At 56.4% G+C, this 19472-nt stretch carries 14 protein-coding genes and 3 pseudogenes; 4 read left to right on the top strand and 13 right to left on the bottom strand.

Going from position 1 to position 19472, the window contains the following annotated elements; genetic code table 11:
* The first annotated feature begins 41 nt into the window (after nucleotides 1–41).
* Nucleotides 42–1409, top strand: coding sequence for an IS5 family transposase (locus tag HUW10_RS00155; protein ID WP_174501804.1), 1368 nt, complete (start codon nucleotides 42–44; stop codon nucleotides 1407–1409).
* Between the two features lie 14 nt (nucleotides 1410–1423).
* Here HUW10_RS00155 and HUW10_RS18150 read toward each other — a convergent pair.
* From HUW10_RS18150 to HUW10_RS00180, 6 genes and pseudogenes are all read right to left on the bottom strand, one after another.
* Nucleotides 1424–1537 (bottom strand): annotated as a pseudogene (locus HUW10_RS18150) (IS630 family transposase); the annotation flags it as partial.
* 64 nt (nucleotides 1538–1601) lie between these two features.
* Complete coding sequence (locus tag HUW10_RS00160; RefSeq protein ID WP_174501805.1) at nucleotides 1602–2228, bottom strand: peptidoglycan-binding protein; 627 nt, start codon at nucleotides 2226–2228, stop codon at nucleotides 1602–1604.
* 74 nt (nucleotides 2229–2302) lie between these two features.
* A complete protein-coding gene (locus HUW10_RS00165; protein WP_174501806.1) occupies nucleotides 2303–7234 on the bottom strand; it encodes an S-layer family protein in 4932 nt (1643 codons plus the stop codon).
* A 192-nt stretch (nucleotides 7235–7426) separates the two neighbouring features.
* A complete protein-coding gene (locus tag HUW10_RS00170) occupies nucleotides 7427–8713 on the bottom strand; it encodes a CsgG/HfaB family protein (protein ID WP_174501786.1) in 1287 nt (428 codons plus the stop codon).
* Nucleotides 8714–9622: 909 nt separating this feature from the next.
* Nucleotides 9623–10377 (bottom strand): annotated as a pseudogene (locus HUW10_RS00175) (IS5 family transposase).
* A gap of 227 nt (nucleotides 10378–10604) precedes the next feature.
* Entirely contained in the window at nucleotides 10605–11450 is an 846-nt protein-coding gene (locus HUW10_RS00180) for a winged helix-turn-helix domain-containing protein (RefSeq protein ID WP_174501788.1), read from the bottom strand.
* A gap of 328 nt (nucleotides 11451–11778) precedes the next feature.
* Here HUW10_RS00180 and HUW10_RS00185 point away from each other — a divergent pair.
* A pseudogene (locus HUW10_RS00185) lies at nucleotides 11779–12360 on the top strand (transposase); the annotation flags it as partial.
* 561 nt (nucleotides 12361–12921) lie between these two features.
* Here HUW10_RS00185 and HUW10_RS00190 read toward each other — a convergent pair.
* The gene (locus HUW10_RS00190; protein WP_174501790.1) at nucleotides 12922–13794 is read right to left on the bottom strand and encodes a tetratricopeptide repeat protein; all 873 of its coding nucleotides are present in this window, start codon (nucleotides 13792–13794) and stop codon (nucleotides 12922–12924) included.
* Nucleotides 13795–13906: 112 nt separating this feature from the next.
* On the opposite strand from HUW10_RS00190, the gene HUW10_RS00195 reads away from it, so the two are divergent.
* Nucleotides 13907–14734, top strand: a complete 828-nt coding sequence (locus HUW10_RS00195; protein ID WP_174501791.1) for an IS5 family transposase — start codon at nucleotides 13907–13909, stop codon at nucleotides 14732–14734.
* On the opposite strand, the gene HUW10_RS00200 is transcribed toward HUW10_RS00195, so the two are convergent.
* Together HUW10_RS00200 and HUW10_RS00205 are read right to left on the bottom strand one after the other, a co-directional pair.
* A complete protein-coding gene (locus HUW10_RS00200) occupies nucleotides 14706–15155 on the bottom strand; it encodes a tetratricopeptide repeat protein (protein WP_174501792.1) in 450 nt (149 codons plus the stop codon). The two genes, HUW10_RS00195 and HUW10_RS00200, sit on opposite strands and share 29 nt — an antisense overlap.
* A gap of 327 nt (nucleotides 15156–15482) precedes the next feature.
* Nucleotides 15483–15887 carry a hypothetical protein gene (locus HUW10_RS00205; protein WP_236656115.1) on the bottom strand — a complete coding sequence of 135 codons (405 nt, stop codon included), beginning with the start codon at nucleotides 15885–15887 and terminating at the stop codon, nucleotides 15483–15485.
* Between HUW10_RS00205 and HUW10_RS18160 the strand changes: the two genes are divergently transcribed.
* Nucleotides 15880–16068 carry a hypothetical protein gene (locus HUW10_RS18160; RefSeq protein ID WP_236656117.1) on the top strand — a complete coding sequence of 63 codons (189 nt, stop codon included), beginning with the start codon at nucleotides 15880–15882 and terminating at the stop codon, nucleotides 16066–16068. The two genes, HUW10_RS00205 and HUW10_RS18160, sit on opposite strands and share 8 nt — an antisense overlap.
* Before the next feature lie 19 nt (nucleotides 16069–16087).
* Here HUW10_RS18160 and HUW10_RS18165 read toward each other — a convergent pair whose 3' ends face one another.
* The 4 genes from HUW10_RS18165 to mobQ are packed head-to-tail and all read right to left on the bottom strand — an operon-like array spanning nucleotide 16088 to nucleotide 18947.
* Complete coding sequence (locus HUW10_RS18165; protein ID WP_236656119.1) at nucleotides 16088–16270, bottom strand: hypothetical protein; 183 nt, start codon at nucleotides 16268–16270, stop codon at nucleotides 16088–16090.
* Nucleotides 16267–16701 (bottom strand): hypothetical protein, encoded by a 435-nt coding sequence (locus HUW10_RS18170; RefSeq protein ID WP_236656121.1) that lies wholly within the window; start codon nucleotides 16699–16701, stop codon nucleotides 16267–16269. The genes HUW10_RS18165 and HUW10_RS18170 overlap by 4 nt, the downstream gene beginning before the upstream one ends.
* Nucleotides 16698–17948: an AAA family ATPase gene (locus HUW10_RS18175; RefSeq protein WP_236656123.1), complete on the bottom strand. Its 1251-nt coding sequence runs from the start codon at nucleotides 17946–17948 to the stop codon at nucleotides 16698–16700. Before HUW10_RS18175 ends, HUW10_RS18170 begins: the two co-directional genes overlap by 4 nt.
* A gap of 39 nt (nucleotides 17949–17987) precedes the next feature.
* A complete protein-coding gene (gene mobQ, locus HUW10_RS18180; protein ID WP_236656125.1) occupies nucleotides 17988–18947 on the bottom strand; it encodes a MobQ family relaxase in 960 nt (319 codons plus the stop codon).
* Nucleotides 18948–19472: the final 525 nt, after the last annotated feature.

Here is a 19472-nt window from a genome sequence, read left to right on the forward strand (position 1 = left end):
CCTTTGATGCCGAACATCATGTGTTTGGCGTGGAGGAAAGAATGCCGCCGAAGCTGAATGCACCGCAGGATGATCTCGAACTGTTCCGCTCGCGGCTGGAGAACATCATCGACCAGCGGCATCCCCTGGTGCGGCTGGCCCGGCTGATCGATTGGCGGGTCTTCGAGGAACGCTTCGGCACGCTCTACGCCGAGGCGGCGGGACGTCCGGCGCTGCCGACCCGCCTGATGGTGGCGCTGCATCTTCTCAAGCACATGGATGGTCTGTCCGACGAAGCGATCTGCGCGCGCTATCTCGACAGTCCGTATGTCCAGGCATTCTGCGGCGAGACGCATTTCCAGCACACGCTGCCGCTTGATCGATCCTCGATGACGCGCTGGCGCAAGCGGATCGGGTCCGAGCGGATGGAGGCCCTGCTCGCCGAGACGCTGGCGGCCGCCGAGCGGGGTGGTGCCGTGGCGGAGAAGCACTACGAGCGGGTCACCATCGATACCACGGTCCAGCCAAAGGCCGTGACGCATCCGACCGACAGCAAGCTGCTGCACAGCGGCATCGAGACGCTCGCCCGCATGGCGCGCAAGCACGGTATCACGCTGCGCCAGTCGTATCGCCGGGTCGCGCGCTACGCCAGGCAGGAGGCGGCGCGCCTGCATCATGGTGGCAAACGCCGCGAGGCCGAGGCTCGCGTGCGCAAGCTGCGAACCTGGCTGGGCCGGCTGGCTCGTGACATCACCCGCAAGATCGCAGGCAACGCTGAAGCGAAGGCCACGTTCGCCGAAACGCTGGGCCTGATCAATCGCCTGCTTCGCCAGAAGCGCTCCGACCGCGGTGCCGACAAGCTCTATTCCCTGCACGCGCCTGAGGTGGAGTGCATCGGCAAGGGCAAGGCCAGGACGCGCTTCGAATTCGGCGTGAAGGTCTCCATCGCCACCACCAACGCCGCTGCACCCGGCGGTCAGTTCGTTCTCGGCATGCAGAGCCGGCCGGGAAATCCCTATGACGGCCACACTCTGGCCGGCCAGATCGAGCAGGTCGAGCGGATCACCGGGGTTGCCGTCGCCCGCGCCTATGTCGACCGCGGCTATCGCGGCCACGGCGTCGAAGCCGAGGGCAGAAAGATCTTCATCTCCCGCCAGAAACGCGGCATCACCCCCACCATCCGCCGCGAGTTGCGCCGACGCACAGCCATCGAACCCGTCATCGGCCACATGAAGACCGATGGCCATCTGGGGCGAAACTTCCTGCTCGGCGTCGACGGTGATGCCATCAACGCCGTCCTCGCCGGCGCCGGCCACAACCTCCGCCTCCTCCGCAGATGGCTGATCAGGCTTCTTTGTGCCCTCGTCGCATGGCTCTATGCCCCAAACCGCTCACCAAGCCTCGGCTTCGCCCACCGCCAAATCACATAGTTCACAGACGACTAGATGGCGGCAAGAGCCAGCAGGCGCCGGACCTGAGCTGCCTCCTTGCTGTGCCGTGCCAGGCGGCGAAGGATGGCAGCGTCAAAATCAGCACGAAGAGGGACAGGGCGGGTCATGATGAACCTTCGAAGACCAGAAGCCTTGAATCACACCACGCCGCATGACCTTATTTATCTTGGTTTATTTTTTTATTCCAGGAATAATCAGCGCCTGAATGACTGTTTCTGCATCCGGCAACGAATTCACCAAAAGCTTTTCATGGGCCTGGAAAGATTTAATGGCCGCCTGCGTTTCTGTTCCGTAGTTTCCATCAGCCGGACCATTAAGAAATTTATGTTTCTTCAGAAATTCCTGAAGTTTTTTCATTGTATTTTTTCTGATATTTACCGATTTACCATCAAAAGAGACTGTCATGAGAGACGATGATTTGGTCAGCTTGATCGACGAAAACAATTTTAAGATTGAGTTTGTCACGCCTTCAACATTGTCTTTGCTGTTTTTTGAACAAACATTCAAGACAAGGTTGGTAACTGCAACGGGTGACTGTATCGCCATAATGTCAAAGGTATTGTGATCGACGCGGTTAAGAGCCGTGATGTATCCCATCAGCCAACTCGATAATTCCGCGCGCACAGCGGCGTGGCCATGCTGAATGGCCCCAACGGTCTCTGCGCATGACGTCGCTCCGATACCATTCACCGCGAAATTGCCCTTGGCGTCCGCTGCCTGGGCAGCGTGCGAAGCCAGCCAGCCGCAGGCAAGCGCGATCGTAGTGGCCTTAACGAGACGAGAAGAACGCCAATCCATCGATTAACTCCAAGACCTTACGAGTAAAAAAGAGGGGAAGCAAATGCTTCCCCTCCGAGAGAGCTCTGGGACAATTAGTGAGCAACAACCGTGTTGATCGCACTATTGCCTGTTGCGCGGGCAATGATGCTGTTGTTGCCAACATTCACGGTGCTGCCGGTCGCACCAGGCGCGCCGGTGGTTGCGCCAAATGCGTTGTAGGAGGCGGTCGCGGTCACGTTACCCGTATTGGTCTGTGCATTCTGCAATGCATTGGTGGCATTGCCGCTGTTCAGCCCGGAAAGGGTCAGCGTGTTTTGTGCAGAGTTACCGAAGGCGTTCACGTTGACGGCATTACCCGTCACGGTCACGCTGGTGTTCTGGACTTGCGTCGTACCGCCAGCAAACCCGTTCAGAGCCACGCTGAACTGGCTGGTAGGCGCAGTGGCACCGAATGCAGCACTGGTTGCACTGACGGACCCGCTATTGGTCTGCGAGTTCAGCGCCACGTATTGCGCCGTCACAGGAGTTGTGCCCCCAGCCGAAGCGCCGGCTGCCTGTGTACCAAAGTTGGCCGTCGGCAGAGCGTTCAGAGCATTCACGGCGGAGTTGCCTGCGGCCTGCACATTCAGTGCATTGTTGGTCACCGCAATCGACGATCCGGACGCAGCAGCGGTAGTTGCAGAGCTGCCGGTCAGGCTGAACTGGACGTTCGAGGTGCCTGCCGCAGCAACCGAGTCGCTGTTCGTCTGGTTGTTGAGGATGGCTGCAGGTGCGTTCACCGTCGAGCCGCCCAGATTGAGCGTGTTCGATGCGGTATTGGCGATAGCGCTAGCCGTCGTCGTGTTGCCATTCAGGACGGCAGTGCTGCTCTGCAGACCGGAGCTACCGGCTGTGTCGTTGTTGTAGACATTGCTATTGGCCTGGGCGGTCACACCATTGGTCGCACCGGACGATGTCTGCGTATTATTCAAGGCATACGCCGCATTCACAGTCTGGAGATTGGTCGTGATCGATGCCGCAGCAGTGGTGGCATTGTCGAGAGTCGTCGCGTTTGCCGTCAGCGTGTTGTTGGCGCTGTTGGCATTTGCCGTAGCAGTGGTCGTGTTGCCGTTCAGTGCCAGGCTGGAGTTGCTGCCAATGGCACCCGGCGCACTGATGGTCTGACCAACCGACGACGATGTCGTGCTGCTGGTGGCCACCGTACCCGCGGTTGCAGTCACGTCACCGGTTGCATTCTGGCTGGAGATCAATGCGCCCGAAGCCGCATAAGTACCCTGTGAATTCTGCGAGATCGTGCCATTCACCGTCAGCGCGGTCGTCGCGGTATTCGCCTGTGCCGTAGCGTTCAGCGCATTGTTGGACACGCTGAGAGTCGACCCGGAAATCGTCGGCAAGGTCGCGGAGCTGGTAATCTGTGCTCCACCGTATGCGCTGGCCGTTGTGGCCGAAGCATTGGTCTGCGCGTTCACCGCCGACAGGTCGGCCGTTGCGGTTTGAGAGGTCGAAGTAACGGTTGCGCTGCTCTGGGTTCCCGCAAGGGCGCCACCATTCACGGTATCCGCCGTCACCGCGACCGTGGTGTTGCCGACGTTACCCTGTGCGACCGCACCGTAGTTGTTGCCTGTCACCGACAGGGTGCTGTTGGTCAGATTGCCACCTGTCTGAATATTCGCAAATGGCGTCGTGTTCAGGGCCGGAACAGTAATGGTTCCCGCCGTCGCTACAGTCTTCGCCCCCGAAGAAATAGTAAACGTTGTTCCCGTCGGGAATGAGAACGTGGACGCAGACGTTCCTGAAGTCAGCGTCACGGTGCTGCCCGAATAGGTGACAGTACCGGTACCAGACGCCGAAATTACAGAAGCCAATTGTGCCGGCGTAAGGCCAGTGCCTGTAGTGCTGAATGAGATAGTCTGACCAGCAGGAACAGAAAGCGTGTTACTTGTAGTTGAAATCGTGCTTCCCGTGTATGATCCAGTGAGACCCGTAGTAGACGTAACAGCAGGCGAACCGGCATTGCCGATGGTCGCCGACGTACCACCGCCACTGGTGATATTCTGGACATTCAGCCCACCAACAGAGCTGGTGAGAACCGCAACCGGTGTAGCGGCGGTGCCGACCACCAGATTGTTCGACGCGCTGTTGGTTGTCGCCGCGGCATTGAAGTTGTTGCCCTGCGCCTGCAGGGTCGCGTTCGAAACCGCACCCGAGCCACCGAGGCTGAGGTCCGCGCCAGTCTGCGACTGGGTTGCCGAGACGGTTGCAGAGGCCGTCTGCGTGTTGACCACGCTGAAGCCTGTGTTCACCGACGCCGTGGTTCCGTTATACGAAACAGGTGCAGTGGTCGGCGCCGCGGCGGTCTGACTTGCATCGACCAGGTTTGTGCCGGTGACCGTCAGATTATTGGCCGAGGCGATGTTGCCTGTGGCCTGGGCAAGCGAGGCGTTACCATTCACGCTCAGGGTCGATCCGCTGACCGTGCCCGCTCCTAAGGCGGTCGTGAGATCAAACAGACCATTGGTCGCGGAGGCACCGGTGACGGTGCTGGTGACCGTACCGCTCAGCGACGAGGTATTGGCGACCGTCGCCACGGGCAGGAAGGTTGCCGCCGGTGTTGCGCCAGCGGTCGGCTGCGCCAGATCGGTCACCGACACGTTTGCAACGTTGCTGGTCTGGTTGCCATAGCCCGCTGCCACGAACTGATTATTCGTGTTGCTGACGGTCGAATTGCTGACATTGCCCGAACCAAGGCTGATGCTCAGCGGGGTCGTCGTCGATGCGCCGGCCGAGACATTCGCCGTTTCGGCCTGGCTATTGAACAATGCCAGCGCGGCATCAGCGCTATTGGTGCCAGACGCCAAAGAGACGGCCGTCGCGGGGGCGGTCGCCGTATAGACGTTGAGACCGGTCGAGGTGGCATTCAGCGTGTTGGAGTTGGCGTTGCCATATGCCAGAGACCGCAGAACATTCCCGTTCGTCCCGCCAAGGGTGATCGAGGAGTTCTGGATTGCAGTATTCGCCGTGGTGTTGGCGGCAATTTCGACCGTCGGGTTTGACAGCGTCGACGTTGCGCCGCTCATGTCGGTCTGAACGCTCGCAAGGCCCGCGGATCCAGCCAGCTGGTCTGCATTCACGGTCAGTGCGTTCGCCGCATTATTGCTCTGTGCGATCGCCTGGGCCGTGTAGGTTCCAGCAGCGCCCGACAAGGATAGCGTATCGCCGCTCAGCGTCGTGCCATTGGCCGTCAGGGTAACCGCGTTGCTCTGATTGGTCGCCGTAACTGCAGAGCTGCTGGAATATTGGTTGTTGCCAACAGACAGACCGGCCGCCGAAGTCAGCGTGGTCCCATTATACGTGAGGCCGGCCAGCGCGGCAGTGCCGCCATTGGGGTAAGCATTCACGTTGGTGCCACTGACTGTCAGAGCATTGCCTGCACCGCCGGTCGCGCCCGTGGCGTTATTGCCAATTGCCGTTGCGCTCGTTCCGTTGCCCGTGAGCGCCAGCGTCGAATTGCTCACCGTTGCCGTCGAGGATGCCGCCGATGTGCCGTTGGTGCCAGCGGTCAGCGAGATCGTGTTGCCGGAATTTTTCGAATTCACAGCCGATCCGGTCGCGGTCTGCAGGCTGTTGATACCCAGAAGGCCGTCGATCGTGGCGGCATTGGCACCAGAGCTCGGAACCGTAACGGTATTGGAAACGCTGTTGTTCGTTGCCGTCGCGTTGATGCTGTTGGAGGTTCCGCTGACCGTCGATCCGCTGACGTTCTGGGCAACCGTCTCAATGGTATTGCTCGTCACCGAAGTCTGGCCGGCAACCGAGTTCACCTGGGACTGCAGGTTAGCGATACCGAAATCCGCCTGCAGCGTGTTTGTCGGTCCAGTTGCCGCAACGGAGGCGTTGACCTGCGTGGTCGTTGCCCCAGCCAGGTTCATGGTACCGGCGAGTTCAGCAACGTTTGTCGCGGTGTTTCCGGTTGCGCTTCCCGTAATGGCATTGCCGGACTGAGTCAGGCTCCCATTGGACAGCGTGATCGGATTGTTGGTTGTAGCGCCAGACGCAACCGTCGCACTGATAGTATTGCTCGACGCATCACTCAAGGGAGTGACTGTTGCCGGCGCCGCGGTCTGGCTGTTGGTCTGCAGATTGCTGACCAATGCGCTGCCGTCTAGGCTCGGGGCGGAGCCCGACGCAACGGACAGGGTGCTCGTGGCTGTATTGCCCACATACGCGGCCGACACCGTATTATTGGTCTGCGCCACGGTAAGGGACGGAGTCTGCGCAGTTGTTCCTGCAGATGAGTTTACTGCGAGGTTGACAGTGTTGCCGGTCGTCGAGGCCGCGCTTGTCGTGGCAATCGAATTATTGGCCTGCGCATTGCTCAGTACAATATTCGCAGATGCATCGAGGGCATTGGTCGCCGGGGTGCCGAGATTTAGAGTAGAGCTACCCGCCGCACCCTGTCCAACATATGTCACGGGAACGGCGCCGCTTACCGTGGTATTGCTGGCGTTTCCTGTGGCCGACGAGGAGATCGCGTTTGCGCTCTGCGTGAGGCTGGAGCCGCTTACGACATCGGTAGAAACGTTTTGCAGCGTATTGCTGGAGGCCGTTGCATTTACGGCGACATAATTGGTCCCCGTCCCCGGAGGAGCTTGCGTGGTCGCGTTATTGGCCTCCTGGACCAGGACCGACAACCCATTCCCCGTCGTCCCCGCAGTCGTGCCGCCGATCGCTGCCAAATCAACTGTATTGGTCAGCGTGTTGCCGGTGGCAACGGCACTAATCGTGTTGGCGGTGGTGGTTGAGGAATTAGAAACAGTACCGGTGCCACCTGTCCCCGTAAAGGTCTGCCCTGCGGTCAGGTTGGTTGCGTTTGCCGTAATTGCCAGGTTCGACGTTGCGGCTGAAGACGGCGTATTTTGCGCCTGGAAATAGTTAGCAACATAGCCAGTTGCCGACCCCTGACCTGCGACGACACCACTCGTCGTCACTGTAGGGGCAACGGTGGTCGTAGCAGTCTGCGCCATGACCGGACCACCATACACCACACCGAGCAATATAACACTCGCCGCAGTCGATCCGAGAAGACTTCTTCTCAGCCTTGCATTTTTCAAAGCTCGCTCCCGTTCCAAAATAAGCCTGTTTTAGGAAACATAATACTTACTGATTCTTAATAGAATTTATAATAAACTTAGAGTTTTAATTAGCTTTATTTTGTATTATTTAATAGTAACTAATGCGACCTTTTGCGAACCCGATCCATCCTGATAAATGGCACTATCAGTATCGGATGGCGCCCATTGGACAGTGATCACCGGGGCAGTCATACCGTGGGTCGAAAGCCCGTCCTGCAGCGAGGCAATCCTCGCTTTGATCAGATCAGAACGCATAGAGGGCGACCAATTCTCATTTGCCGGCGCAGTCAGCTCGACAGTAACAGGGGCTTTTGCCGCCATCTGGGCGATCCGGGTCAGCAAGCCACCATCCCCGGCGGGGATCGCCGCCGAACCGAAATCGAAGCTCAGCTTCATGGGCGCACCGGCACTACCTGGAAGTGGCTTGGCAATCGGTTGCTGTACGCCCGGTGGGACAGGTGGCTGGATGAGCTTCACATGATTGGGCGTCTTGCGAAGCTGGCTGGCAGTCTTCTCCGAGATTGCATCACGGACTTTCTTCAGACAGGGAAGCGGGCTCAGATGTTCGGCCGCCGCCACCAGATCAAGCGTACCTTGTTCCAAGGTGGTTCGAACACCCAGCTCCAAAGGCTCTTGATTTTTTGCGCCAATATTGACATCCCACAGATCGCTGCCGAAGAACCTGAATATCCCGGCGCTCACCTGATAGCCGACAATCTGCTTCTCCAGGCTGATGGTTTTGACGATCTGCGTTGTCTGGGTATCAACCAGATCAAGATCGATCGCGACATTCTCGGTAAAGGTGGTGGCCGAAGGACCGGACAGGTTCTGCATAACCTGCACCCCGCCGCTTTGGATGTTGTAATTCAGCTCGGTAATGCCACCGATGATATAATACTGGGACCGGAGGATCGTTCCACCATAGTACGGCATCCATGGCACAGCGTGCGGGCCCGGCTGCAATATGTGCAGGCGGCCATCCCCCAGCTGGCGCTGGTTGGTATAGCCAAGCTCCATCTGGGTGATGTGCGGATCAACCCGTTCGACCTGCATGATAGCGTTGCCGAGATGACCCAAGGCCGTTTCAACCATGAGCGAGCCACCCTGCGTGATGGCATTGCCTTCGTTGATGTTGTATCGACCTGTATAATCTTTGACGTCACCAACAGCGAAGGTCAGGCGCGGTTTGTTGTCACGGACGATTTCGTCAGCAAGACAGGCGAAAGCAGGATCGACCGGGGTCAGATTGTATCTGACCTTTGGCCCCAGCACGATCGGTGCTTCACCAGGCTCAACGCGCTGCATGCCAATTGACGCGCAACCGGCCAGCACCTGACTGGCGAGCACCAGCAACGCCGTGCTGCGCAGCATGTAGCTGCGCGGTGAACGCCGGATGGCTGGGCGAGGTTGAGGCATCAGATCCATGACCCGACGCTGCAGAGGGACAAGACGATGAGGAATTATCTGGGACATGGCTAATTCAGCGACCCAGTTCCAACAGAACATGCATTACTATTACTGACTGACGCACTCTGCGTCCCCCCATTGGTTTGGGTATTGTTGAGTGCTTGAGAATACGTGCCGCTGATCGACGTGCTCGTCGAGCCGTTCAGGACCGTCCCCACAGCACCGCTATTCGTTTGACCCGTCGTGGTGAGCGGCGTTCCGGCGGTTGATGCCGACAGCGATGACTGAGTGGAACTTGAATTGCCTATCGCACTCGGTGTGGCCCCGACAGTACTCGGGGAGCCGGCGGTCGCGGCGGTCGTACCCGAGTTTCCATAAGTGGTTGGGGCAACGTTACAGTTGGTTTGCTTTGCTATGTTTGTTGTACTGTAGGAATTATAGAGAGGGGAATGATACATTCCTGCCTGTTTTTGCAAAATTATGCTTTCCACCGCGCCCAGATTGGCGAGATCGGCAGGCGTTGGGAGTTGATATGGCGAATCGGTACCAAACCCATTCGCATACGCAGAACCGGTAAGTCCCACGATGACAGCAAACATTACAGCGAGTTGACGCCGCTTTTTTTTCAACATCACTGATGCCCTAATATCCTCCAAATTCCATAGACGAATCACGGACAGATTGCATGATTTATTATTCTATATTTTGCGTTATTCTATGTCAGAAAAATTTCTCGTTAAATTAAGCGACAATTTTATATATTTTATCAATATAAAAATTTGGCGCGATTTATATTACATTTAGATAAAAGTGAGTTCTATCCATCCAGCTACCATCAGCCCCCCCTGCTCAGAAACCCGCTAGGCTCTGGACTCAACTGATCCAAGATGTGACGGCGAGGACGAGGCATATCCCTGCGAGGAAATTTCGTGCGGTTTTGTCGTAGCGTGTGGCGATGGCGCGCCAGTCCTTGAGCCTGCAGAAGGCGCGTTCGATGAGATTGCGCTTTCTGTAGGCGACGGGGTCGAAGGGCGGAATGGCGCGGCGGTTGGGCATGGGCGAGATCACGGGCCTGGTGCCTTGGCGGGTGAGGAAGATGCGCAGGTCATCGGCGTCGTAGGCTTTGTCGGCGATCAGCTCTTCTGGTGGCGGTATTGTGGGCAGAAGCGCCCTCGCGCCGCTGATATCGGAGGCTTGTCCCGGCGTCAGGAGGAGTGCGGCGATGCGTCCCTGCTCATCTGCGACGGCGTGGATCTTGGTCGTCCGTCCACCCCTCGACCGGCCGATGGCCTGGCTTTGCGCCCCCCTTTACCGCCCGCGGCCGCGCGATGTGCCCGAACCGAGGTGCTGTCCACCATGGCGATGCGCGGCGGATCCGCGCAGGCGACAAGCGCCGCGAAGATCTCCTGCCAGAGGCCACGCTGGCTCCAGCGGTTGAACCGGTTGAACACAGTGGTTCGTGGCCCATAGGCCTCAGGAAGCGCTCGCCATCGCAAGCCCTCGCGAAAGCGATGCAGGATGCCGCTCAGCACCCGGCGGTCATCAACCCGAGGCTTGCCGCCAAGCTTCGGCAGCAATGGTTCGATCGCAGCCCATTGAGTGTCGTTCAGCCAGAAAAGTTCCGCCATGTTCCAAGTCCTCCGAACAGACTTGAGTCAGACGTCCCGTAGTCATGGCAATAGGTACATAGCCTAGAGCATCATCCGATCAGATGGAATCATCTGATCGGATAAAGATGCTCTAATTATCAATATGATAGAGCACTACATCCGATCCGAAATGATCGGAAAGTGCTCTAGGCGGGCAACAAGAAAGTAGCCGCCGACTTTCCTCTTCAGTCTTTGGAAGACCGCGTTCACTCTCCTATTTCATTGGGATCTAGTTTTTTATTGTAGATATGTTCATCAATTGCATTACCTAAATCTTTAACAAACTCATCTCTGTCTCCAACAAATATATATCCTATAGAATTAAAACTTCTGATCGGATAATTTAAAATTTTAAACATTTTTAATTTTCTTCTGATCCGAGATATTATGTTATCAACGCTGCGGTCGACGTTTTTACTAACGCGACCACGAACCATAAGGGCTAAACTTCCTCGCGGAATCACAATTCCAGCATTTTCAACTAAAATTGATAACGTTTTATATTCATAAGGCGTAAATGCGACAAAAAATTTTGTACTATTATTAAATACGTCGACATACTTTATTTGTTTATTATTTTCCAAACCTTGCTTATCATTTAAATTTTGACCAACATCATTCCTAACATACATATCTATGCTTTGTTTTAGAAAAGTCATAAATATATTGTTTTTTATCTTCTGACTATCATTGATCGAATACCAATATTCATCTGCACCAAATTTGAATACGGTCAGAGCAAGAACCTCATCATAATTTTCAGACAGAACAACAATTGGCGAGTTTGTTTTGTTTCTAATTTCAATAATTTTTTTGGTTAGACTTATACTATAATTTTTCATGCAAAATAGAAATATGTCTGAAGCATTATTTTTTGATATTTTATTCATTTTTTGAGTATCGCCTTCGAAGATGATGTCGATATCAAAATCATGAATTTCATTCAATACATTATCTATATGATTATCTTCTGACATAAATACTGTAACAGTTTTTTTTATCTTACGGTTATACTTTTTTACGTCATTAATCGACTGTGCGTCATATACCATTGAATCATCCATAAGCTTTGTTTGGATTTGAAACTAATTACCTATAATCTAATAGTTTACTTTTCTTTTTTTTCCAAAATTCAAATTGTTATTGAAACAATAAAATTAATGTCATGAAATTTGTTATTTATGTCTATAAATTCAAAATATCTTTTTATATTGATCGATACATGAACATCAGCCAAACTATCTGATAAATCGTCTAAATTTTGATATTTATGACTCTTCAGATATATATGATAATTTTGCATTCCTGCTATGCGATTGTATTTTTGTTGGGCATTCCAATAAAACGGATTGTTCCAACAGAAACAGATAGATAGAGGACAGAAGCCGGCTGAGTGCACGCGGCCTTTGCTGGGCTGTCGGCATCCACCGGCACCAGAATGTCTATCCGGCGGATGTGCAGCTGATCTTCCCGGTCGCAGGCCGCGGTCGCCCACGGGTGCGTCATGTGCCCGACGTCAAATCCATGGCGGCACAAGCGATGCTCGAAGGCACGAAGTGGCGGCAGCTCGGTTGGCGCAAGGGAACAAAGGGGTGTCTGACAACCCGCTTTGCCGCCATGAGGGTACGCATTGCTGATGGCGCGCCCCAGCGAATCGGTTCTGCCGGTGCCCAGCACATGCCGGGAGAGGAAGCCTGGCTGGTGGGTGAGTATCGCTCGAATGGCGAACGAAAATACTATCTCTCGAACCTGCCTGCCGACACCCCGATCAGAGCTCTGGCTGGCGCCATCAAGGCGCGCTGGATCTGCGAGCAGGCCCATCAGCAACTCAAAGAGGAACTCGGCTTGGACCACTTCGAGGGCCGATCCTGGACTGGCCTCCACCGCCATGCCCTGATGACGATGATGGCCTACGCCTTCTTGCAATCCCGAAGGCTCGCTCAGGCGGGACGGAAAAAAAGAGTCCCTGGTCCGCCTCCCCAACCCACCCTGCCAGCAGTGCGCCAAGCCATCCTTGACCGTCTTTCTCGCTCACCGCCGCGGCATCGACCTCATTGCGGATGTAGCCTCATCGGACATAACAACAAACTTCCGCCAAAGTTGTGCTAGCCTCTGTACTTATTGCCGGATACCTTCAGCGACCTACCACAAGTTTTACATTCAGGCGGTGGACGATGCGGATTCCGGAGAATTCACCCATTGGTCGCCCAGACCAGCATTCGGTACACGGCTTCCTCGGGAGACGCCCCCATCGGAATTCCTGGATAACCCAATTGCATCGGACAACAAGAAGGATGGCAGGATCACCATCATGTCCATCACGAAATGGACCAATGAGAACGGCGTCGGGTGGCACTATAACGAACCCGGCGTTCTGCTGCGGCAGAACGTCTAGAGCGTGAACTTCAGCGACAGCCTTCTCGATGAGTTCCTCAACGAGAAGGCACCGCGGCAGCGCGGCAGCGCGGCAGCGCGGCAGCGCGGCAGCGCGGCACAAGGCAATCGCAAACTTTCCCTGTGGCGCTATAACCTAGTACTATTAGATCCAATAAATCTTGTGATCAATAAAAACTGACAATATGTGGTAATTTTTGCTTCAAAATTAAATAATTTATTTTTTATTTGCCTCAATTTTTTAACATGGGTCAATTTTGATTTCTTATAAATCCTATGGTTCTCAAGCTTGTGATTTTTATGGTATAAAATTTTATTTAAATTATATGGTTTTTTTGTTTTTTTATGCTTATAAACTATTTTGTGTGATTCAATTTTATGGCTGTGAGCTGGAGCCTTCACTGCGAGGGAAGTCAAAACTCTATTTGAATGCAACAGGCCATAAGGCAGTGGCGAAATCGATTTTTGCGGCTGCTTCTCCGGGTTTGTACCAAGCATCATCCAGTAAGCGGATTTTTGCAGGTTCCGCTTAACGCCTTCACCCATCAAATAGGCATGACCAAGACTAATCTGCGCTGCCTGGTTACCTTGAATGGCCGCCTTTTCCCACCAATTCACAGCCATGAAGACGTTGCGCGGAACTCCAGCCCCACGGCTATAGGCATTAGCAAGAGCATTTTGAGCGTCTGAGTTGCCCTGCTTAGCTGATTGCATCCACCAGAAAACGGATTTTACCGCATCCTCAGGTACAGCAATGCCTTTTTGATAAAAATTTCCCATATTCAGCTCAGCGACGGGATCACCTTTAGATGCCGCTTCGAAGAAATATTGTTCTGAACGGGAATAATTTTTCTTAACACCAAGACCTTCATTATAACGCAATGCAATATTTGTTTGAGCAGTTATGTTTCCTGCATCTGCCGCTTTCTGATACCAATAACTTGCCTTTTGCTGGTCTTGGGTGACCCCTTCCCCATTGGCATAAGCTTCCGCTATCGCCAATTCTGCTGCAACATTTCCATTATTTGCGGCCTTAGAGCCTGACCGCAAAAGATAGTTGAGCGATTTCAGTAGGTTGTGATTCTGTCGGTTTGCAACAACAGACGGATTCGCAATGGCTTGGACTGAAACCGCTCGGCAACGATATTGCCGGGCTGGATTGCGCTACGCAAGCGACCTCACCGACGCCGAATGGGCCTTGATCGAACCATTCATGCCCTTGCCGCCGCATCGAGGCCGGCCCCGGACGGTGGTGCTGCGAAGGATTGTGGAGGCCATCTTCTACATGCTGTCGACCGGTTGCCAGTGGCGGCAGATCCCGAAGGAATTCGCGCCGTTCACCACTGTTCAGGGCTATTTCTACCGCTTCTGTCGCGACGGCACGTTCGATCGTATCAATCACGTCCTGGTCATGCAGGCGCGGGAGATAGCCGGACGCGAGGCGTCGCCCACAGCCGGCGTGATCGACAGCCAGTCGGTCAAGACCACCGAAGCCGGCGGGCCGCGCGGGTTCGATGCCGGAAAGAAGATCAAGGGCCGCAAGCGCCACATCGTCACCGATACAGTTGGCCACCTCGTCGGCGCCGTCGTTCATCATGCCGGCATTCAGGATCGGGATGGGGCGCCCGACGTGCTCAAATCGGTCAAATCCCTGTATCCCTGGTTGCGGCACGTGTTCGCCGACGGCGGCTATGCCGGTCCCAAACTCAATGGACGCCTCGCCAAAATCGGCAAATGGACCATACAGATCGTCAAGCGCTCCGACGCCACCAGCGGGTTCGAACTCCTGCCGCGACGATGGGTCGTGGAGAGAACCTTCGCCTGGCTCGGCAGATGCCGACGTCTTGCAAAGGATTTCGAGGCCACCGTTACCAGCGCCACCGCATGGCTCTTCCTTGCCCATATCCGCCTGCTCACACGGAAAATCGCACGCAACCGATAGCCGCACTACCATTCAGATTCGGGCTCTTAAGAAACCAATAAAAAGCTTTTGAATTATTTTTTTGTACACCTAATCCAGCAGAATACATAACAGCTAAATGATATTGTGAAACTATATCGCCACGTGATGCAGCCAGGCTGTACCATATGGCTGCCGTTGAATAGTCTTGAGGCACGCCAGAGCCATTATAATATGCGTCTCCAAGCGCGCTGGCTGCCGATACATTAGAAGAATTGATTGATACTGGATTTGATTTATCCAGTGGCATCGAAATTTTGCTTTGAACCACTGAAGAAATTGGCCTCAGCTGTTTCACATGAGGCTGAATTTTGGGCAACCCTGATTGTGAGGCACAACTTACCAGAGCAAGACCCGACAAGGGGACAAGCCCTAAAACAACTTTCTTGAGAAGAAATGCCAATTTCGTCTGCCTTTTTGAAGATAATTAAAATATTAAAACTTGCTTTTCCAATTCTATTCTAAATTAATTTTTATAGTTTGCAATATCATGAAAGCACCATCAAGTGCATGATTTATTTATATTCAAAACATTATTTATTTATAATTTTTTTTATTTATATATTTTATTTTATCCATATTTTTTAATAAATTATTATTTTATATTTCAAATAATATTATCTTGATATTTTTGAATACAATAATTTTTATTTTACTATATTGATTTTGAGGTTGGAGCCTCCAGCACACCCGGGGCGGTGCATGGCCCTACCCCTCCCTGCAAACGCCCCTAATACCCCTTGAGGACGCCGGTAATCGCGGCTATTCCCGTATGTCCCGGCGCTTTGGTTGATAGCGACACAGGGGCGATTGCCCGGTTCGCAATAGGTGATCTTGTCGAGCATTCCCCGCCTTTTACCCAGGCTTTGTGATTGGCCTGCAACACGGTGATTTCGCCCCGCAGCTGACTGACCGTGGTGCGATCCCACCAGACAACGGCCGTACTGCTCAGCCAGCCGAACAGCATCAACCCGACGGTCAGGGCCACGATCCACCCCAGTAACCGCCAGCTCGCCCAGGCCACGATCCGGCGCAACGCCTCCTCGGCAACCGCCATGCCGCCCGCCAGCCCGGCGACATCCTCCAGCAATGGCTTGGCCGCCTCCCGGACCGTCGCCACACCTTCCTTGCCCACCTGCTCGAGCGCCGTCGTCACCGCCGGCACTGACCGCCTCACGCACCCGCTCTTCAAGGCTCGAGGCTTCCTCCGCCAGCTTCTGCCGCTCCTGCGCCAGCGCCGCCCGCTCCTCGGCAAGGCCGTTCAGCGCCCGCTGCACCGCCGCCTGCTGCTGCTCGACGATCTCCATCAGCCGTAGAGCCGTTCTTCCGCACCACTCACATCGACATCCCACGACCCCGCGACACGGATCTTTCCTGCTGTTTCCGGACGGCCGCCCGCTCGGCTTCACGCGCCAGATGACCGCGCATCCGCTCCTCCGCACCCGCCATCAGCCGCTCAATGGCCTGCCCGGCGTCTGGCGACGCCAGCACCTGCGCCAGCGCCGATCCCTCCTTCAACCCGAAGTCATGGCCACGTGCCCGCAGCCGCTGCGCTGCTTCGGAATGACGATCCAGTGTCCGGGCAAACCCAGCAACGCCACCCGCGCCTGCCCGGCCAGAGTGGGATCAGTTTCCAGCCCCGGCAGCGCCTTGTTGTAGGTCTCCGATAGCCGCGTCCACTCCCGCACCAGGCCGTGTGCTTCCTTGTTGCGCGCCGCCTCGGCTGCCTGGTGTTGCCGATGTGCCTCGAACCGTGCCCGGAACCCGGCACGCCCCGCCTCGATCTCGCGCGCCGCCACCACCTCCCGCGGCCGCACCTCGACTCCACGCCGCTGGGCATAGGCAGCCTGGTCGTAATCCAGCGTGGTTTCCTTGGCCTGGGATCGGGACAGCCACGACGACAGGGCGGCCACAGTGCTGAATTCCTCCCGATCGGCGTAGAGCGTCACCCCGTCCCGTGCCGCGTCATCGCCACGTAGGTCAGATGTCGGTCCATCGTGCCCGAGGCCAGCACATAGGCCCGGTCCACCGTCGCCCCCTGCGCCTTGTGAATGGTGGTGGCATACCCGTGATCCACGGCAGCATAATCCGCCATCGAGACCGACACGGCCCGACCTCGCCCAGGCCCGGAGGGAGAATCCAGCCGCACCAGAAGGCGGTCGTCCTCGGCCAGCTCCACCGTGCCCAGCATCCCGTTCTTCACGCCCAACTCACGGTTGTTCTCGCGGAAGCAGCAGCCGATCCCCCGGCGCAAATGCCCGCTCCCCCTCGGTCGTGCGATAAACACGCTCGTCCGCCAGCTCGCCCCGCTCTCGCCGAACCACCCGGATCGCCTCGTTGAGCTCCCGCACGTCCGCGTTGCGGTGCGCCAGAACCAGGCGAGAGCCATCCGGCCGCACATCCATATCGGCCAGCACATCCCGCACGATCGCCGTCCGCGCATCCGCCGCGGTTGCCTCGAACCGGACAGCATCGCGCTCGGCATAGGCGCGCAAACCCTCCTCTGTCTGGTGCCGCCCGAACGCCACCGAAGCCGCCCGCTGCCAGCCCTCGCGCTGGCGGCGGATTTCCGCCAGGTCAAAAAACCGATCCGTTCAGCCACCGCACGGAACGCCGCCCCCGGCCCGATCGGCTGCAGCTGCTCGGGATCCCCCACCAGCACGATCTTGGCTCCTGCCCGGTCGGCCTCGGTGATGAACCGTGAAAGCTGCTTCGAGCCGACCATGCCGGCCTCATCGATCACCAGCACATCGCGCGGCCCGAGCCGGTCGAACCCTCGTTCCCAGCCCCGCTCCCATGAGGCCAGCGTGCGCGAGGCAATGCCAGCCGACTCCTCCAGCCCTTCGGCCGCCTTCCCCGCCAGCGCCGCCCCATGAACGTGGTAGCCTTGCGCAACCCACGCCTCCCGAGCCGCCGCCAGCATCGTGCTCTTCCCCGCCCCGGCCAACCCCACCACCGCAGAGATGCGCTCCGGCCGGCATACATGCTCGATGGCGGCCCGCTGTTCTTCGGCCAGGAACGGCCGCGCACTGACTGCCGCATCCACACGCCGGGCGGCAACGCCAAAACCGCGCACCGGCAGACCGCCCCGACCCTCCGCCATGCGATCGGCACTGACCGCCATATCGCGCTCGATACCGACCATCTCCCGCGTCGAGTAGCGCGCCTGCTCGATCACCCCGCCCGCGCTTATCACGTTGCTCAGCCCGCAATTCCACCAGAGCAGGCGACGCCATCACTGTTGCAAACGCGCCTGGAACGCATCGGCATCGCCGATATAGCGGTGCAGCGCGCGCGCCACATCGTGACGATCGAATACGCTCTTCTCGCCCGTGATGAGCGTCAGCACCTGATCCGGCCGCTCCCGGATCAGCGCGGCGTTGCGCTTCGCGGCCTCCTCATCGATCCGAACCCGCGATACGGCCTTGCCACGCCGCTCCATTTGCGTGGCATGCACGCCCATATGCTGCGTCGGTTCGATCTCCAGCCCCCGCTCCTGATGCGAACGGTGATCGATCCGCACATCCAGCCCCGCACGCGCCAGATGCTCGTTCGTCCGCTGCTCCCAGCCAATCCGGAGATCCCGAAGCTGCTCATGCGAGGTCGGCAGGCCAAGCGCCTGCAACTTCTTGTTCTCAAGCTCGAGTTCGGATTTCTCGCCCAGGGAACCGGCCGGCATGGCCCCGATCCAGCGCCCCGCCTCGTCACGCCCGGTCATCACCCGTCGCGTGGTCAGCAGGATATGGGCATGGTGGTTGCGGACATCGGTATGACCGTGGGGCACATGGATCGCAAAATCCACCGCAACCCCGTACTGCCGGGCCAGAGCCTGAGCAAAATCCCGCGTCAGTGACAGCCGCTGCTCCGCCGACAGCTCGTGCGGGAGCGCAACCTCGATTTCGCGAGCGACCCGCGCATCCTTGCGTCTCTCCGCCAATTCCGCAGCATTCCACAACGCTGATCGGTCACGCGCCCATTCAGGACCGGCGTCATGCACAACGGCACCATTCGCTGCTACGGTGTCATTGGGGAGAATAATCTCTGCGTGCTCAACACCATGGCGCCGGCTAAAGTCATGCACCATCCCATCGCGCACATTCTCAAGACGATCGGCCGCGCGGTACGCAGAAGCCGCCACTGCACTACGACCAGAGCCGCGAGCTACAGGCTTCATGCTCATATGGTAGATCGCCATTCTGCACCAACCCTACCCCGCACTGAGTTGCGCAGCAACTCGTAAGTGCGGAGTTAAAGCTTCACTTCGTTTCGCTTTTCGTGATGCCTAGCATCATATTGGCGGGATATTTTATGCCAAACACTTTGATGGCTTCTACACTTTTATGCTCGATATGGATGGCCCGTTCAGACCCATAATGGAAGTTTCAGCAAGAACCGGCGATATTCCGATCGATGCAATCGATTTGTCCACGTTGCCAGGCGCAGACGATCTGCCAGAATGATGACAGTTGCTGGTGCACCAAACTGCCGACCGTTACGCCGCTGCCAACGGATGACGTAGCGCATTGCCTATGCCCGAATTGCCTACGGGAGATGCAGGACAAGGCACGCCAGAACGCCACTGCCGCCGATCACGACAGAACCGAGGAAACCCATGGCTCGCAAACCCATTGAACAGCAGATTGCCCAGCTTGAAGCTCGTGCCAAGACTCTCAAGGCACGGTTGGCAAAGCAGGATCGTGCCAGAGACACTCGCCGTAAA

This window comes from Acidiphilium sp. C61 (assembly GCF_905116885.1).
Taxonomy (GTDB): domain Bacteria; phylum Pseudomonadota; class Alphaproteobacteria; order Acetobacterales; family Acetobacteraceae; genus Acidiphilium.

Bases quoted from the DNA above. Each gene is read 5' to 3' on its own strand.
- HUW10_RS00155 (WP_174501804.1), top strand. From the start codon at position 42: ATGCCGCCGAAGCTGAATGCACCGCAGGATGATCTCGAACTGTTCCGC.
- HUW10_RS00160 (WP_174501805.1), bottom strand. From the start codon at position 2,228: ATGGATTGGCGTTCTTCTCGTCTCGTTAAGGCCACTACGATCGCGCTT.
- HUW10_RS00165 (WP_174501806.1), bottom strand. From the start codon at position 7,234: ATGGCGCAGACTGCTACGACCACCGTTGCCCCTACAGTGACGACGAGT.
- HUW10_RS00170 (WP_174501786.1), bottom strand. From the start codon at position 8,713: ATGCTGCGCAGCACGGCGTTGCTGGTGCTCGCCAGTCAGGTGCTGGCC.
- HUW10_RS00180 (WP_174501788.1), bottom strand. From the start codon at position 11,450: ATGGTATATGACGCACAGTCGATTAATGACGTAAAAAAGTATAACCGT.
- HUW10_RS00195 (WP_174501791.1), top strand. From the start codon at position 13,907: ATGGCTTGGACTGAAACCGCTCGGCAACGATATTGCCGGGCTGGATTG.
- mobQ (WP_236656125.1), bottom strand. From the start codon at position 18,947: ATGGCGATCTACCATATGAGCATGAAGCCTGTAGCTCGCGGCTCTGGT.